General features: G+C 55.3%; 22 protein-coding genes. 4 read left to right on the forward strand and 18 right to left on the reverse strand.

Annotated elements, in window-relative coordinates; translation table 11 throughout:
* Window position 1: 1 nt before the first annotated feature.
* From OC445_RS05185 to OC445_RS05245, 13 genes are all read right to left on the reverse strand, one after another.
* On the reverse strand, window positions 2–463 hold the full coding sequence (locus OC445_RS05185) for a phage virion morphogenesis protein (protein WP_262019995.1): 462 nt from the start codon (window positions 461–463) through the stop codon (window positions 2–4).
* A complete protein-coding gene (locus tag OC445_RS05190; RefSeq protein ID WP_220382871.1) occupies window positions 453–935 on the reverse strand; it encodes a phage tail protein in 483 nt (160 codons plus the stop codon). Before OC445_RS05190 ends, OC445_RS05185 begins: the two co-directional genes overlap by 11 nt.
* Window positions 932–1,126, reverse strand: coding sequence for an Rz1-like lysis system protein LysC (gene lysC / locus OC445_RS05195; RefSeq protein ID WP_262019996.1), 195 nt, complete (start codon window positions 1,124–1,126; stop codon window positions 932–934). The genes OC445_RS05190 and lysC overlap by 4 nt, the downstream gene beginning before the upstream one ends.
* Complete coding sequence (lysB, locus tag OC445_RS05200; protein WP_262019997.1) at window positions 1,032–1,475, reverse strand: Rz-like lysis system protein LysB; 444 nt, start codon at window positions 1,473–1,475, stop codon at window positions 1,032–1,034. The genes lysC and lysB overlap by 95 nt, the downstream gene beginning before the upstream one ends.
* A complete protein-coding gene (locus OC445_RS05205) occupies window positions 1,472–1,675 on the reverse strand; it encodes a hypothetical protein (protein ID WP_044462233.1) in 204 nt (67 codons plus the stop codon). Before OC445_RS05205 ends, lysB begins: the two co-directional genes overlap by 4 nt.
* Complete coding sequence (locus OC445_RS05210; RefSeq protein WP_220382873.1) at window positions 1,672–2,517, reverse strand: N-acetylmuramidase domain-containing protein; 846 nt, start codon at window positions 2,515–2,517, stop codon at window positions 1,672–1,674. Before OC445_RS05210 ends, OC445_RS05205 begins: the two co-directional genes overlap by 4 nt.
* Window positions 2,514–2,792 carry a phage holin family protein gene (locus OC445_RS05215; protein WP_014717567.1) on the reverse strand — a complete coding sequence of 93 codons (279 nt, stop codon included), beginning with the start codon at window positions 2,790–2,792 and terminating at the stop codon, window positions 2,514–2,516. The genes OC445_RS05210 and OC445_RS05215 overlap by 4 nt, the downstream gene beginning before the upstream one ends.
* A 1-nt stretch (window position 2,793) precedes the next feature.
* Window positions 2,794–3,147, reverse strand: a complete 354-nt coding sequence (locus tag OC445_RS05220) for a putative holin (protein WP_014717568.1) — start codon at window positions 3,145–3,147, stop codon at window positions 2,794–2,796.
* Window positions 3,148–3,174: 27 nt separating this feature from the next.
* Window positions 3,175–3,387 (reverse strand): tail protein X, encoded by a 213-nt coding sequence (locus OC445_RS05225; protein WP_220382874.1) that lies wholly within the window; start codon window positions 3,385–3,387, stop codon window positions 3,175–3,177.
* Entirely contained in the window at window positions 3,387–3,848 is a 462-nt protein-coding gene (locus OC445_RS05230) for a head completion/stabilization protein (RefSeq protein WP_220382875.1), read from the reverse strand. The genes OC445_RS05225 and OC445_RS05230 overlap by 1 nt, the downstream gene beginning before the upstream one ends.
* 100 nt (window positions 3,849–3,948) lie before the next feature.
* Entirely contained in the window at window positions 3,949–4,668 is a 720-nt protein-coding gene (gpM, locus tag OC445_RS05235; protein WP_197900476.1) for a phage terminase small subunit, read from the reverse strand.
* A gap of 11 nt (window positions 4,669–4,679) precedes the next feature.
* On the reverse strand, window positions 4,680–5,687 hold the full coding sequence (locus OC445_RS05240) for a phage major capsid protein, P2 family (RefSeq protein WP_127882315.1): 1,008 nt from the start codon (window positions 5,685–5,687) through the stop codon (window positions 4,680–4,682).
* Window positions 5,688–5,732: 45 nt separating this feature from the next.
* Window positions 5,733–6,611 (reverse strand): GPO family capsid scaffolding protein, encoded by an 879-nt coding sequence (locus tag OC445_RS05245; protein ID WP_080520522.1) that lies wholly within the window; start codon window positions 6,609–6,611, stop codon window positions 5,733–5,735.
* A 152-nt stretch (window positions 6,612–6,763) separates the two neighbouring features.
* Here OC445_RS05245 and OC445_RS05250 point away from each other — a divergent pair, with 152 nt between their 5' ends.
* The 3 genes from OC445_RS05250 (at window position 6,764) to OC445_RS05260 (ending at window position 10,502) form a co-directional block, all read left to right on the forward strand.
* Entirely contained in the window at window positions 6,764–8,521 is a 1,758-nt protein-coding gene (locus OC445_RS05250; protein WP_262019998.1) for a terminase ATPase subunit family protein, read from the forward strand.
* Window positions 8,521–9,570 carry a phage portal protein gene (locus OC445_RS05255; RefSeq protein ID WP_262019999.1) on the forward strand — a complete coding sequence of 350 codons (1,050 nt, stop codon included), beginning with the start codon at window positions 8,521–8,523 and terminating at the stop codon, window positions 9,568–9,570. Before OC445_RS05250 ends, OC445_RS05255 begins: the two co-directional genes overlap by 1 nt.
* 74 nt (window positions 9,571–9,644) lie before the next feature.
* Window positions 9,645–10,502, forward strand: coding sequence for a hypothetical protein (locus tag OC445_RS05260; protein WP_262020000.1), 858 nt, complete (start codon window positions 9,645–9,647; stop codon window positions 10,500–10,502).
* Window positions 10,503–10,517: 15 nt separating this feature from the next.
* On the opposite strand, the gene OC445_RS05265 is transcribed toward OC445_RS05260, so the two are convergent.
* Window positions 10,518–11,195 (reverse strand): SOS response-associated peptidase family protein, encoded by a 678-nt coding sequence (locus OC445_RS05265; RefSeq protein ID WP_262020001.1) that lies wholly within the window; start codon window positions 11,193–11,195, stop codon window positions 10,518–10,520.
* Window positions 11,196–11,278: 83 nt separating this feature from the next.
* On the opposite strand from OC445_RS05265, the gene OC445_RS05270 reads away from it, so the two are divergent.
* Window positions 11,279–11,437, forward strand: a complete 159-nt coding sequence (locus OC445_RS05270) for a hypothetical protein (RefSeq protein ID WP_262020002.1) — start codon at window positions 11,279–11,281, stop codon at window positions 11,435–11,437.
* 42 nt (window positions 11,438–11,479) lie between these two features.
* On the opposite strand, the gene OC445_RS05275 is transcribed toward OC445_RS05270, so the two are convergent.
* The 4 genes from OC445_RS05275 to OC445_RS05290 form a co-directional block, all read right to left on the reverse strand.
* Complete coding sequence (locus OC445_RS05275; protein WP_262020003.1) at window positions 11,480–11,833, reverse strand: hypothetical protein; 354 nt, start codon at window positions 11,831–11,833, stop codon at window positions 11,480–11,482.
* Window positions 11,834–12,790: 957 nt separating this feature from the next.
* The gene (locus OC445_RS05280) at window positions 12,791–13,285 is read right to left on the reverse strand and encodes a hypothetical protein (protein ID WP_262020004.1); all 495 of its coding nucleotides are present in this window, start codon (window positions 13,283–13,285) and stop codon (window positions 12,791–12,793) included.
* Entirely contained in the window at window positions 13,282–14,493 is a 1,212-nt protein-coding gene (locus OC445_RS05285) for an AAA family ATPase (RefSeq protein ID WP_262020005.1), read from the reverse strand. The genes OC445_RS05280 and OC445_RS05285 overlap by 4 nt, the downstream gene beginning before the upstream one ends.
* Before the next feature lie 237 nt (window positions 14,494–14,730).
* Window positions 14,731–14,946: a hypothetical protein gene (locus tag OC445_RS05290; RefSeq protein ID WP_262020006.1), complete on the reverse strand. Its 216-nt coding sequence runs from the start codon at window positions 14,944–14,946 to the stop codon at window positions 14,731–14,733.
* Between the last annotated feature and the right edge of the window lie 226 nt (window positions 14,947–15,172).

The following is a 15,172-nucleotide window of genomic DNA, read 5'->3' on the forward strand; positions in this document are numbered from 1 at the left end:
CTTAATCAAGGCTGATCTGTCTCAGCAGGCTATCTTTAATTAAATCTAAATCAGCTTCCGTGAAACCCAGCATCTCACGTTGGTCGTAGCGCACCTCCGGCGCGCCAGGTTCCGCGCGGTCTTTCAATCCGAACTGGTGAACCCTGGCGATTCGGGAGATTCTGCCGGTGAAACCCACTGTAATGGAGTTGCTATCGCCTCGGGCTTTCATGTACGTCGCGGTACGCAGCTTTTTGAACATCTCAACCTTGCGCCGGATGCGGCCTTGCTTACCGCGCAAGTCCCGCTTTTTCCGTGGTGCGAACTTACTGCCATCCGGGTTTTGTTGTGTCAGTACCCGCTTTTGCTGGCTGCGCCGCAGTTCCTGACCGATGGAGCGGGCGAGTTGATTACGGGCGCCTGGCTGGAGTTGCTCCAGCAGGCCGGACGCCCAGGTCTCCAGGGCTTCCAGCTTATTTGTCATCAGGCACTACCCATTCACTGGCGTTGCCCTGGGAACCTGGCACCCAATTCGGATCGAGGTAACCCGCCACTCGCTGCGGCTCGCCGGCATGCTTCACGGTGGTGTTGCCTTGAGCGTCCGTTCCTACCACCACCCGCTCTGTCAGGCGCAATGTGAGGCCGAGATCTACCTTGTCTTTGTCGAGGATGTCGGCCTCGAACTGGATACCGTTCTGCATTTTTTCGTAGTTTTCGAGCAGCTCCGGCTGGTTGATGCTGATCCATCCCAGCACGGGCAGCATCACGCTGTCAGGGTGCCCCGCGAAGGCGGTCAAGATGATCTGCAGATCGTAGCTGTACTCAAAGGAAAGGGTTGCCGCAGCGGTGCAGCGGACCTTGCCGTTGTCGATGAAGATCAGCAATAGGTCGGGGTTGTGCTGCAGCTCGGTAACGGTGGCCAGCAGGTGAGAGCGCAGGCTCTCGGGCTTGTTCATGGGTGGGCCTGCTGGTGTTTGTAGACCATGTCGACCTGGGCGGCGCAATCGGCCCAGGCGGCTTCGGCGCGGTCTTCGTCGGTGAGTAGGTCGCCGTTATTGGCTGGGCTTGTCGCTGGCAACTTGCACGGCACCACGGCCGGACAGCCAGTCACGGTAAGCTGCGGCGCCGGTGAGGGCGGGGCGCTCACGCAGCCGGCGAGCAACGTCAGGCAAAGGCTGATCAGACCAGTCGCGTAGTTCGTCGTTTTCACGTTTCAGTTCCTCTATGGTTCGTGCGCGCTTTGCCAGGGCCAGGCGCAGTTGATCCTGCTGGGCGCGCAGAGCTGACTGGTTTTCGCGCTCTTGCTTCAGGGTGGCGGTGAGCGTGGTGGCAGTCGCCAGATTGCGGTCGGCATCTTCGCGGGCCGTCTTGGCCGCACTCTTTGCCAGGTCTGTTTGGCTTTCCGCGGTATTGATGCGCTGTTGCTGACCCCAGATCAGCAGCGCCAGGGCACCGAGCAGGGCAATGCCGTACAGGGCCTGGCGCAGGTTGCTCACGCGCGGTACCAGCCGAGTTTGTTCATGGCTGCGGCGTCGAGCTGCTTGATCGGGCCGCGTACGATCACGGCCCTGGCGTTGTTCATCAACTGGATGCACTCGGCCAGCCGTAACATGTCGTCTTGTTCGGTCGATTCCGGGACCACCAGCAGATCCCCGTCCCGCACGCGGAGTTTCTCCACTGCTTCGAAGTCAATCATGCCGCCACCCCTTGTCCGCACTCACAGCCTGCGTGCCGCTCGTAGGCGCGCTGCAGCTTGGTGTCGTAAAGATTGCGCACGTAGTCCGGCCCGTTGTATAGCCGGGCAAACTCGGCCCATTTGCGGGCTTTCAGCGCCTTGTGCAGCACAGGGTCGGTTTCAATGAAACGGGTGAAAGCGTCGAACTGCTGCGATTCGCCGGCACTCATCGCCGCCACGAAGTCCTGCACGCTCGCGTAGCCAAGGCGCTCCCAGTGATACCCCATGATCTGGAAAGCGCCCCAGGAGGCGGATTCAAGTGCGGCCGTGTCGTCGATCTGACGGGCCATGGCCAGACGTTGGTGCTCGGCGGTACCGCCGATATAACCACCGGCCTTCGGGTTGACCAGGGCGGGGTTGGTTGCGGCGAGTTCTTCGGCATGGCGCTTGATCTCTGCGGGGTCATCGCCCGTGTGTCGAACCTTGGCGAGCTGGCGGTACATAACGTGCCGTTCGAACAGGATCACAGGCTTGCCGTTGTCGAGGAAGCCTTTGCCCTTGGACTCGACCTCGTTGACCGCGTAGATGCTTGCCAGTGGCACTTCCAGGCGTTCGGCTGCGGCGACGAGGTCGCTGTTGCGAAGCAACTGGGCGCAGTCACCGCCGGCCAGGCTGGCCTGGGTCTTGGTGCCGGCGACGCCATCGGCTACCAGACCAACTTTCACCTGGTATGCACGGACAGCCGTCTCTGTGGCGTCGCCATAGTGGCCGTCGGGCACCAGTTTGGCGCCGTGCCTGTTGAGGTTCTTTTGCAGGATAAGCACCGCCTGCGAGCGGTCGCCGTGGCGAAGGGTGGTGGTCATGCGCTGGGCCTCAGCAGGGCGGCGACGTTGCCGCGTGAACGGAAAATCAGGGTGCAAAGCAATACGATGGAGACGGCTTGCCAGAGGCTGGTGGGCTGGCGGTACAGCAGTATTTCCAGACCGCAGATGCACAGCGCAGAGCCGAACAGGCTGGCGAGTAGTGAGATGCTGCGCCGGTACCGGGATGCGCCTCGGGTGTAGCAGGCCAACCGGAAGGCGCTCAGCAAGTAGGCGATTGCCGTGATCAGTTGCACGGCCAGTTCGATGTTTGGCATGTCAGCTGCCCCCTCGGATGCGACGCCAGATGTCCCAGATGTCCGCTTTTTCCACCCACACCATCAGCTTGATGCTGATCGGGATGACCACCAGGGCGCAGAGGAACGCGCCGCCGCCACTGGTGATGAACGGGATAGCCTGCAAGGCCATCGGCGCGAACAGATAGCCAACGCCGGCCGACAGAAACAGGGAGCCCAACCGCTGCCAGACCTTGAGGTCATGCTTAGTGCTGGTCACCAGCCACGCGCCGAGAATGGCGCCAAACAACGCCTCGCCGTCGATAATCGGCGTCACAGTTGCCAGGCCCAGGCCCATAAGCAGGCCGGTCACGGCGCTGGAAGTCGGATCAGCCATGGTGTGGGTTTCCTTGGTTGCAGGGAGTCAGTCCCATAGGTTCACCATCTGCCGCTGGGGCGCGCTGGTTTGGGCTTCGGGCATGTTGACGGGGAGGCCGTGCGGCAAGACGGGGCCGTGATCAGCCAAGCCGGGGTTCGCCTGCAGGACCGCTTCGGTGACGCCCGCGGTTCGGCCGTAATACCGCCAACACAGCGCGTCGACGGTTTCGCTTTGATTGGCGCGGATGGTGACGGGCATCAGATCAGCTCCACGGTGGTGCGGCTTTTTCCGAGAAAATCACGGACTGCCCAGCGCAGGTCGCGGCGGTAGTCGTCGATGGTAGGGGCGGTTTCCTCGGCTTTATTGTTTCCAGTGTTGGTGGCGCTGTAGTCACGGTAACGCTCGCACACCTCGGCACCGGTACCGGCTTCGATGGCACGACGGTAGAGGTGGGCCTTCACCGATACGTCCTTGATGCGGTCACCTGGGACGGAGTCCAGCGTTGTGTAACCAGCCGCTTGTTGAATGGCGCGCCAGTCGCTTAACTCGCGGTTGAGATTGATGGCGGCAGCGATCACGGCGGTTTCCAGGCGGGCCGTGGTGACACTGGAGTCGATGCGCAGAGTGGCGCGCAGGTTGTCCAGATCAATCGACGGCCAGAACGGGTCGGTGTTTATGTGGCCGCTGGCGACGGCGCCGCTGGCAACAAATGCGCTCATGAGACTGCACTCGAAAATAGATCGCCGGTGGTCGGGGCTTCACGTTCAGGAGGAGCGGCCTGGCCGATCCGCCCCGAGCCGGCGGGGTGCGTGGGGACGCTCAGTTAGCTGCAGGAGCAGCGTATTTTTTGAGGAGACGCTCAACACGCTCCAAATCCTTTTTGCCGCCGCAGTTGGTGTGCAGTTCAATGGCGCGAGCCAGATAGTCTTTTGCGGATTCCAGGTAGCCGATGGCGATCACCTTGTTTTCTGAGGTGTCATCGTCGGAAACCTTCTCTGCACACGCTTTGCCTAGAGCCAGGTGTAGCTTGGCCTTGGCTTGGTCAGGCATGTCCTCTTTACCCGCGATCTGCTCGGTCCGTAGCAGCAGATCCAGGTCAAAGGTGCCGCCGGCTTTCTGTGCCTTTAACGCCACTTCGGCAATTTCTTCCGCGACGATGGTGCCGGTGGTGCGCTCGAAGCGGTCAGCCATCAGCAGCGAGTGATTGATCACGTACTCAGCAATGTCCAAGGCGCCGGCAAAGTCACCGGCATCCATTCGCCAGACCATTAGCGTGGTGAGCACCTGATCTTGTGCGCCTTTTCCTTCGGCGAGAACGCCCTGCACGTACGGTATGTATTCAGGCAGCAGCTGCCGTTTTAGCTCTGCCTTTCCTTCAATCGACTGCACCTGTTTCAGGCGCAGATAGTCCTGCTGGAGCTTTGCAAGGTGCAGCTCGTAAACAGTTGAACCTTCCATTGTCATGGCCGGACCGGCCACAGCAGCTGCTGCTATGGCTGCTGTGACGCGTTGGAAGTGATGGCGGCATGGGTTTGTCATGGTCTCCGGCCTCAGCTCAAGGTGATGTTTTCGGCCATGGCAGCGCAGCCCAGGTCTTCAATCACATAGCTTTCGTTGACCGACTCGTAGTTTTCGATACGGTCGCGTTTGGCGTTATCCACCACCGTGCGGCGGCGGGTGCCTTCCTGCCAGTAGATCGACAGGTTGTCGAGGCGGGTAACCAGCAGCCCGTTCGGCGGGAAGTGAGGCACTCGCACCGCTGGCAGGTTACCGATGCGCTTCTGGCTCGTGACGATATCGGCCGCGAGCATTTCGGTTGGCGCTTGGGTCTTGTTGATGATCGGGAAGTACTTGTCGGCCAGCAGCTGGCGTCCGCAGATCACCACCAGGTCAGTGTCTTCCTGGTACCAGGGCTCGATGAACTCGTTGACCATGCTGACGACCAGGGCATCGATGTTTTCGAAGTCTTTGCCCGCGCCGATCTGGATCTTGCCGCTGCCGTCGACCACTTCTTTCATAACGCGCGCGGGGTTTTCCAAGCGCATCTTTTGCAGCCATCCGACGTTGACGTCCTGCAGCAGCTTGTTGATGTCCGGTTTGGAGGTCGCCGCACGGCTGGTCCCGTTCCAGCCAATCATGATCCGGTTAAGCGCCTGAGCCCGAATGATGGCGTCACGGATACGCGCCTGGAAGTCTTTGAACTTGGCCCATTGATCCAGCTTCTGGTAACGCAGGCCGGTATCGAAGTTGGTTTGGGTGCAGGTGTACCCACGGTTGTCCAGGCCGGTAGGGTCACGCGGCTCGCGGTCTTGCTGAGTGGTATCGGTGGTGCCGGCGATTGTGCCGTCGATGCCAATACCGATTTTTTCGCCCGATTGTTCGGACACGCCATACACGTTGATCGAGCTGAGAAACGCGCTCGACTCCTGCATACGGGTTTCCAACGTCTGGGCAACGGAGGGAGCGGCCGTGAATTTGGTGGTGACGTCGCTCACGCCGTGTAATTGGGCGAGTTGTTGCAGGTAAGCGTTGAAAAGAACGCGAGTATCGTTACGCATGGTGTTCTCCGATGTTCCTTGGCTGGGTGTTGTCCGTGATCTGGATCAGCAGTCGGTGACGAGTGCGCCGTCACCGCCCGTAGCCGGCGGGCGAACGGAGTACTGCGGTTTCTGGCCGGTGGTGTCCGGGGTTTTTTCGAGCTGTTGAACCAACGCGGTGAAGTCGGCAGACAGCTTCTCGTGAGCGGTCTGCAGCTTTTCGCGGGCGGTTTTTTCGGCGGTAAAGGCTTCGCCCTGACCGGCGACATGCTCGGCCATGGCTTCAACAGCCTCGCCGAGTTCAGTGAATAGAGCGGCGTCCTTGCCTTCCTTGTCCTTGCTCTTGCCGAGTAGGTCGAGAACGCGGCTAAACAGGCCTGCGACTTTGCCGCTTTCGTCCTCAACTTCTTCGAATTCAAGTTCAATCTCGACGACCTCAGAGAAGAGGTTGCCGGGATCGCGTTTGCGACTGGTCAGCGGGTTCATGTCCGGGTGCTGGGCACTGAACGTCAGCATCTCAGTGCCCAGGCTGGCCGGGGTATCGGTAACGGCGATGCCGTCCAAATAGGCGCGGCCGGTGTCGGCGAATTTCGGCCGAATCTCGATGCTGGTGTACAGCTTCTGCCGTGCTTTGTTCATGGCGATCAGGTCGGAGGTCGGTTCGATTTGCGCGAACAAGGCCAATTTTTTGGCCCCGGCAATCTCGACTTCTTCCGTCTTCAGAGCGACCACATCGCCATACGCGCGGAAAGGGCTGTCCGGCAGCAAGCTGCGCATATGCTCAATCCAAACCCGCGCACCGTAGGTGTTTTGGCTGTAGGTTTCGGCAGCGTCGACAAGCCATTGGCGTTCGATCTGGCGACCATCGGTGGTGGCGCCTTCAACGGCGACGCGGAAGAACTTGGAGCGTTGTTTCTTGGCTGGGTTGTCGGTTTTGCCGGCCATGCGTGAATCCCTCAGTGCGGTGGCAGTCTGCCTTGGCGATGAGCGCATGTTGTTGAGCGCGGGCGCGACGGGCAACGAGGCGCTGTTGTAGATCGTTGATCTACAAGGGGCGGAGGGGGAACTGTTCGCGCGCGGGCGGCAGCATCTGCGCCATGAATGCCATCGTCGACCTACCCACCGATCACCGCCGCCATGCCAAGCACCTTTACTGGCAGGGCTATCGCGTGTGCGAGATCGCCGAGCTGATAGGGGAGAAGGAAAAGACGCTGCACAGCTGGAAGGCTCGGGACGAATGGGACCGGGCGACGCCGCTGGAACGCATTCAGGCAGCGACCGAAGCCCGCTTGGTTCAGTTGATCCTGAAAGATCCCAAGTCAGGATCTGACTACAAGGAAATTGACCTCCTGCATCGCCAGCTGGAGCGGCAAGCCCGTATCCAGCGCTTCAACAACGGCGGTACCGAAACCGAGTTGAATCCGAACCTGGCGAAACGCAATGAGGGGCCGAAGAAGGCGCCGAAACGTAACGAGTTCGACGAAGAACACATTGAAAAGCTGACCGAAGCGTTCATTGACGGCTGTTTCGGGTATCAGCTGGATTGGTACAAAGCAGGCAATCAGCGAACCCGCGCGATACTCAAGTCACGGCAGATCGGCGCGACTTACTATTTCGCCCGTGAAGCGCTGATCGATGCGCTGACGACAGGTCGTAACCAGATTTTCCTGTCGGCTTCGAAAAACCAGGCACACATTTTCAAGGCCTACATTCAGGCCTTTGCCCGGGAGGTAGTCGGTGTTGAGCTGACGGGCGACCCGATCATTCTTGGTAATGGCGCCGAGCTGCATTTCCTCGGTACCAATGCTCGGACGGCCCAGGGCTACCACGGGAATTTCTACTTCGACGAATTTTTCTGGACCTTCAAGTTCAAGGAATTGAACAAGGTCGCCAGCGGCATGGCGATGCAGAAGCAATACCGCCGAACCTACTTTTCGACGCCTTCCAGCATGGCCCACGAGGCCTATACGTTTTGGACCGGTGAGCGGTTCAACAAAGGTAAGCCAGCGGCGCAACGGGTCAAAATCGACGTCTCTCACGATGCTCTGCAGCAGGGCCGGCTGTGTGAAGACCGGGTCTGGCGGCAGATTGTCACCATCCTCGACGCCGAGGACCGTGGGTGCGACCTGTTTGACCTGGACGAGCTGCGCCAGGAATACGATGCCGAGGCCTTCCAGAACTTGCTGATGTGCCAGTTCATCGACGACGGGGCCAGCATTTTCCCGCTTGCGATGCTGCAGCCTTGCATGGTGGACAGCTGGGATCTGTGGGCCGAGGACTACAAGCCGTTTGCCGCGCGTCCTTTTGGGGATCGCCAGGTTTGGGTTGGCTATGACCCAGCCGAGAACGGCGACAGCGCTGCATTGGTAGTAATTGCTCCACCAACAGTCCCTGGCGGCAAGTTCCGGGTGCTGGAGAGGCACCAATTCCGGGGCATGGACTTCGCCGCCCAGGCAGAAGCGATCCGCCAGGTCACCAAACGTTACTGGGTGACCTACATCGGTATCGACATCACGGGCATGGGGTCCGGCGTGGCGCAGCTGGTCAAGCAGTTCTTCCCGAACATCACCACGTTCAGCTACTCGCCCGAAGTCAAAACGCGCCTGGTGTTGAAGGCGTACGACGTCATCAAGAACGGTCGCCTGGAGTTCGATGCTGGATGGACGGATATGGCGCAGTCGTTGATGGCTATCCGCAAAACAGTCACCGCCTCCGGGCGCCAGTTCACTTATACGGCCGGTCGCACCGACGAGACAGGCCATGCCGACTTGGCGTGGGCGACCTTCCACGCCCTGCATAACGAGCCTCTTGAAGGGCAGACCACGGCGAATACCGGATTTATGGAGTCCTATTGATGAGCAGACGTAAGCGCGAAACCCAACTGACCACCGTTCTGCCAGCTGCTGAAGGGGAGGTACTCCCGCCGGAATCCGGCCCGATCGAGGCGTTCACCTTCGGTGACCCGGCGCCTGTGCTTGATAGCAGGGAGATCCTCGACTATCTGGAATGCTGGGCCAATGGGCGTTGGTTCGAAACACCTATGTCCATGGATGGGTTAGCCAAAACGACCCGCGCCAGCGTGTACCTGCAGTCCGGCCTCAATTTCAAGCGCAACATGCTCGCCCGCACGTTCGTTCCTCACCGGTTGCTGAGCCGCCAGGCCTTTGAACAGTTCGCCCTGGATTGGCTCTGGTGCGGCAACTGCTACCTGGAAAAACGCAACAACATGCTGCGCAACACCATGGGCTTGCTGCCGCCGCTGGCGAAGTACATACGCCGAGGCATCGACATGGAAACCTATTACCAGGTACGCGGCTGGAAGGATGAGCACGAGTTTGCACCAGGTTCGATCTGCCACCTACGTGAGGCCGATATCAATCAAGAGATCTATGGGTTGCCGGAGTGGCTGGCAGCGCTGCAGAGCGCGCTGCTCAACGAGAGCGCCACGCTATTTCGGCGCAAGTACTACAACAACGGCAGTCACGCCGGTTTCATCCTGTACATGACCGACGCAGCGCAGAAAGAAGAAGACATTGACTCGCTGCGCACCGCACTGAAGAACTCGAAAGGGCCAGGTAACTTTCGCAACCTATTCGTGTACGCGCCGGCCGGGAAGAAGGACGGCATCCAGCTCATCCCGGTGAGCGAGGTTGCTGCCAAGGACGAATTCAGTTCGATCAAGAACATCAGCCGCGACGATTTGCTCGCGGCGTTGCGCATTCCACCGCAGTTGATGGGCATCGTGCCGCAGAACGCAGGCGGCTTCGGGTCGTTGCGAGAGGCTGCTGAAGTTTGGGCGGTCAACGAGCTGGAGCCCTTGCAGGCCAGGCTGGCCCAGGTAAACGAGTGGTTGGGTGAAGAGGTTGTCAGCTTCAAACCGTTTGAACTTCTAGCGAAGGGATAAAATAGCTGTATGAAAATAATGCTTTCCAAACTTGACTCTCTGTAACATGTCTCATCCGAATCAAGCATGGGGGCATGGAGCAGATGTTTTTTCCACTAGCGATGGGTGTGCTTATCGGCGCTTCCCTTATTTTCTTTCTGTTTCTCGCAGTACTGGCCTTTACACCAGATATCTCGTTAATGATAAGCCCGGTAATGGTCGCGTTTCTCAAAGATGTGGGAGGACCTGTGGCTGCAGGTTTTGGAGGCGCAATCGCCGGCGCGGTATGCTCTTATATATTTCAACGGAAGAATGAGAAAGAAAGGGAGATGAAGGCTGATATTTCCGTGATACACAAAACCGCTATTCACTTATTAATGCAAACTAATGAGCTGTATTCAATAAAAAAACATAATATATATCCCAGTCTTAAAGAAAAAGCACGATTCCTTGATATATCAAAAATACCAGTTAGATCTAATGTGGTGGATCGAATTGATACGCGTGTGATTGATGTTGCCTTGTCGGTAAAGGATGCCTCGCTAATAGATAATATTTTCTTGGCAGAGGCTAGGTATCGTGCATGTTTTGAAAATTTCAGTAACCGTAATCTCAGCTTGGATGAGTTTAGGTCTACGGTAAAAAGCTCAGGTTTGGCTAGAAAAGATTCATATGATCTTCTGGACCTATATAAGGTGGTTGGTGCAGGACAGTTAGTAGCATTGCACGTTATGACGGAACAAATGATAGAGGTGTTGGACGAAGCACTCACCACCTTAACGAATTCGATGGTTTTGTTGACGGCGCTGGTTGATAAAAAATACAAGGGGACTGGGGTGCCGAGTTTAAAAATGGATATGAAAAAAAATGAAGAGTACTTAAAAAAGAGCTCACCGCCATATTTTGATGTGGAGTCTTTAAAAAAACTTTTGCGTAGTTTTGATGAAGAGTAATTTGCGTATTCAAGTTTATAACTTTTCTATTAGATTCGGCTCTTGGTTTTTCACATTACCAACTTTATTCGTGACCGGGTACCAATCAAAAGCTTCGGGTGTCTCACACTGGTACAACACCATCTGCTCGGCGCGTTCCTTGGGCGTTGCCGGGTCCAACCATTCACGGGCCAGATCCGGGGTTAACACCACGGGCCTTCGGTCGTGAATATCCACCATGCCACCGGCACTATCGGCGGTGATAATCACGAAGCCGTCATGCTCGCCTGGGCCCTCATTTGCGTCAGGTAGCTGGCCGATGGCCGCGCAGAATATCGGTGCGCCATCTCGCCGGCGGATCAGATAGGGCTGCTTCTTGGAGCCGCCTTCGTCTACCCACTCAAACCAGTTATCAATTGGCGTGACCGCCCTGTGCGGCCAGATCGCCCTGAAGAACGGACCATGAGCAACTTTCTCTACGCGTGCGTTGATAGGCGCCGCCCTGTCTTTCGCCCAGTGTGGCCGCCATCCCCAGCGCACCGGGTCGGCGTGTAGTCGATCGCCTTGCAGGTGCAGCAGCGCAACGGCGTTTGTCGGTGCCACGTTGTAGCGCTCTATCGGCCCATCACCCACCGAGTTCGCCAGGGCGTTGGGCATACTCAGCGCTGCAACAAAGTCGTGTATTCCCCGGTACTGTGAAAGTCTCCCGCACATAAGCATCTCCACTCTTCGGCGCCGATGAACAGCCGGTCCCCGGCCTATCTCTAAAATGTAGACACTGGCCCGAGGTATTCGTTATGGCGACTAACATTGATCAGGTGAACGCAATGGAGGCGTGGTTTGCACTCCGCAATGATCCCGCATTCATATTGGCCACACCTGAGGAGCGCTACGAGACGCGTCTGGCTCTGGCTAACGACCTCAAGCAAGAAGGCCTGATTGATGATGGTGAGTGAAGTGAGTTGACCGAAGAAGCCGTAGCGGCCTATGCCGACGAGTTAGGCTAATGGCTGCTTGTAAACGCTAAGCTCGACCAGCAGTCGCTGATTCTCCCTGAGCAAATGGTCGCGCTGCCCGGTGATAATCTTCACGCTTTGCACCGAGGCAAACGAGTACTGCTCTTCCAGCGTGCTTATCTTTTCAAGTGCCTCAGCGAGCTTTGCTTCTGTCTCGGCCTTTCCAGTCATCAGCAGATCATTCATCTGCACCAAGCCAGCAATATTCGCCCGCGCTCGACGCAGCATGCGCTCGGTCTCGACCAGCTCATCCACGAGGATTGAGCACTGGTGCTGGTACATCTCCAGCGGAGTGGGGCAACCGAGCCAATCATCGGTGTCCAAATCAACGTCCATAGCAAAATCTCGAGCACTGTATGCGTGTACAGTAATCGAGGTTTTAATGTGGCGCGATTTGAGCCGACGAGCTGTATACGGCTCGGGGAACTGGCGTGCAAAACCATTCCGGGGTAGTGACGTGCTACAGGCAGTCGGTAGGATGGTCTGCACCTGGCGCGCGCCGTCGTCCCCCCACCTCGCCTGCAGGCTAAATGGGTCGATTTTTCTGCGCCCCTGCGGACCACTCTCGGCGGCTCAGGCTGGGCGCTTGCATGGCGTTTTGGAGGGGCCAGAAACCTGCGGAACCCTGCAAGGGTGGATGTTTTGCGCAACGCTTATTAAGCACGCACGGACGGCTGAATTCTGTAGGTGCCTCGGGAAAAAGGTTAGTTTTTTTTGAGGGGGGGTGTTGTGACTTGGAAGGCCCATGTTTGTTGGGCTTGAGACCTAACTTTGATGGGTTAGGTTGGGTTAGGTTGAAGGTTAGTAATTCGTAAGTGACTGTTTTTAAAAGAATTAATATCTTGGATATTTAACACTAATAAAGGTTAGGAATTAACCAGACCTAACCAAAAAGCTAACCTTGCCGACCCTTCGAAAAGCCGCAACAAACAAGGCTTTCATGACACCCGGAAAAAAACTAACCCTCCTAACCCGCTCCCCAGGGGTCAACATAAAAAGTTGAAACCCCCACAGGACGTGACACTTCTATGATCGCTCAATGATTTTACGTATTCGAACTCAGTGGTACCGACACGCCAGTTAACGTCCTCCAGCTGGAAGCGATATCACAGAGCGGAAATTGGCTGAGGTGCTCAAATTCTTTGCACCCTTCGGTCGTCATAGGGAACGCTCAGGATAAGGTATAGCAACAGTGGGTACGACCGAAATGGGCGCTTTGCATTTTGAGCTAGTATTGTGAAGGGCTATATAGAAGGTTCTCTTTATGGAACTTTCTATATAGCGTGGGCAATTTTACTTGGTGACATAAAAACGGTGGTGTAAATCCACGTAGACGACATAGAAGGTATTGGTACAAAATCGGAATTTTTCCCTCGCGCAGAGTTTATGATTTAATTCGTTTGGAACGAAAAATCCTGCGAGTCGAACAGTTCTGTCCATTCTGAATCTGCCCCAGATAGCGTCGTGAGGTACGCTAGTAGGGTGCACAAAATCAGATTTCTTTGGGAAAGAACCGTAAATTTCCAACATTGTGCCGTTCCCTCGACCGGCAGCTTCTGTAGTCCAATGTGCAATCGGGTACATGGAGTAATGCTTTAATTTTTCAAACATCTCATTGAAGAAGACCAATGATAGTTCATCCTGCAATGCTTCAGGTTTGCTCAAATCAAGGTAAGAGAAATTAAATTTACAACGTTCAATAATCCCTGAGCTCTCCATACTGATGGCTGGAATACTAGCGATAAATCCAGCTGTTCTACTATTCCCGAATTTCCTTGATTTACTCATATGCGGGGAATTCCTCCAATTTTACCCTCTCGGTATAGAGCAGCAATAGACCGATCGTTTCGAATCAAGTCCCCTGGAATTTGATCCAGTCGGTATGAGAAACTTTCACCGGACTCTTTCCCCACAAGAATAGTCCTGTACTTCCCAAGGTAATCGATAATGTCAGAGTTGTGTGCCGTGAACAGAAACTGAGCATTTTTAGTGTTGATGCTAGGGTCTTGGAAAAGGTCTATAAGCTGTGGTAGCAGCATGGGATGGCAGTTTTGATCAAACTCATCCATCATGAGTACGCCTCCCGTGACTAACATGCACCAGTAAATGCCCAGTCTTCTATAAAGCGCCATTGTTCCACTAGATTGATCATAAGAGGTCAAATGTCTCGTAGATCCATCACTTAATTTGTGGCGGAAGATTGGGAGATGTTCCGTCTTTCCAGCAGGATTTTCAAACTTATGCAGAACAATATCATCAATCCCTAGATCGCTATTTCGAAGGATTTTTTTGGTGAATTCAAATGCTTCGTCGTTAGTAGCGTAAAACTCGGATGCTGAGCCTTGATCGAATACATACTCATCGGGAACGACACCTAAAGCAGTCATGTTTCCAGAGAAGCTTGAGAAATACTCAGATATTTTTTTTATGTCTGAGTTCGTGCTTTTTAACTTGTACTGAAGGACTGTAGATACTAGAGATGCATTAGACTTCAGCTCTACCAGATCTATAGCTGAAAGCTCTTCAATTCGTTTAGCTATTTTGTTGTTTCTACGCTCAACTAGAAGTGTTTTTCTCTGTAATTTTTTATATATAGCTTCACGAATTACTTTTTTTGAAGTGGCGGTTAACTCATAAGAGTATCTGACTGAGTCTAACTCGAAGTCAACATAGAATTCACTGGGGTTTTCGTTTGTAAAATAACTCTTAAACCCAAGTTCTTCATTTTCTTTAAGAAAAAAAGACTTAGTTATAAAGCGTGAAATGAACGATAGAGCTTTTAGTACGTTGGTTTTTCCAGACGCGTTAGCGCCTTTGACTCCAAGCACTGTCGACGTTTTGAGACCGTTAGAAATAGATTTAGGAGTCTTCGCAGAGAGCTCAAAAGATATCTCCATACCTTCCTTGAAAGAGAAATAGTTTGTCGCCCCGAAGGAGTAAATCATTGACACCTCTAGCTTAGGATCGAAACGCGCCAAATTTTGACGTGTTTGCATCATAAGGCACCCTTGAAGAATTTGATAGCGTGCTTCGACGGATCAATCGTGTGATTTACGTGTCAGCCAAGCCTGGCCGTCAAGGCTGGCCGGCCCTGCTCCTGAATCGGGGTTTTGGACGTTTCATGTACGCTGATGGGCTGTGCGAGCCTACGACGACGATGGGGAGAAAGCCTCGGGGTTGATTTTGGGCCTCTAGCCTCACTCATGAGCGGCGCCTTAATGGATTATTGCCATTTACGTTTGATCCGCACCTCTCAAACGAGCTAGACCTTGTTTGATATGCCCAGCGTTTTCACCAATGGTTTCAAGCGCTCCCCGCACGTTCCCAGCCAGATCTGAAGCGTTTTGCTGCTCAGCCCAAAGAGTCAGCTCCATAACTGCCGCCTCCAGTGCCAGTTGATTTTCATAGACTCTTTCCAGCGTGTTCGCCAATGAGTACTCGCTCGCCATAGTGACCTGCTCCTTGAGAAACACATTAAGCATAGCAGTGGATGCACATGATCGCGGCGGACAGCGAGCTAAGTGTACCCACACTTTCGGATTGGTATTGGTACGAAAGTGGTACGTGGATTCCTATGATGCGCTGCGAGGCTCGTATTACAAGGTCTGTGGAATTAGTAGTTCCAATCCATCATGGGGGCGACGGAGAAACGGCGGGAGAGCGGGGCGGTTTGTA

Source organism: Pseudomonas sp. Pse35, assembly GCF_024519715.1.
In the GTDB taxonomy this organism is placed as follows: Bacteria; Pseudomonadota; Gammaproteobacteria; order Pseudomonadales; family Pseudomonadaceae; genus Aquipseudomonas; species Aquipseudomonas paracarnis.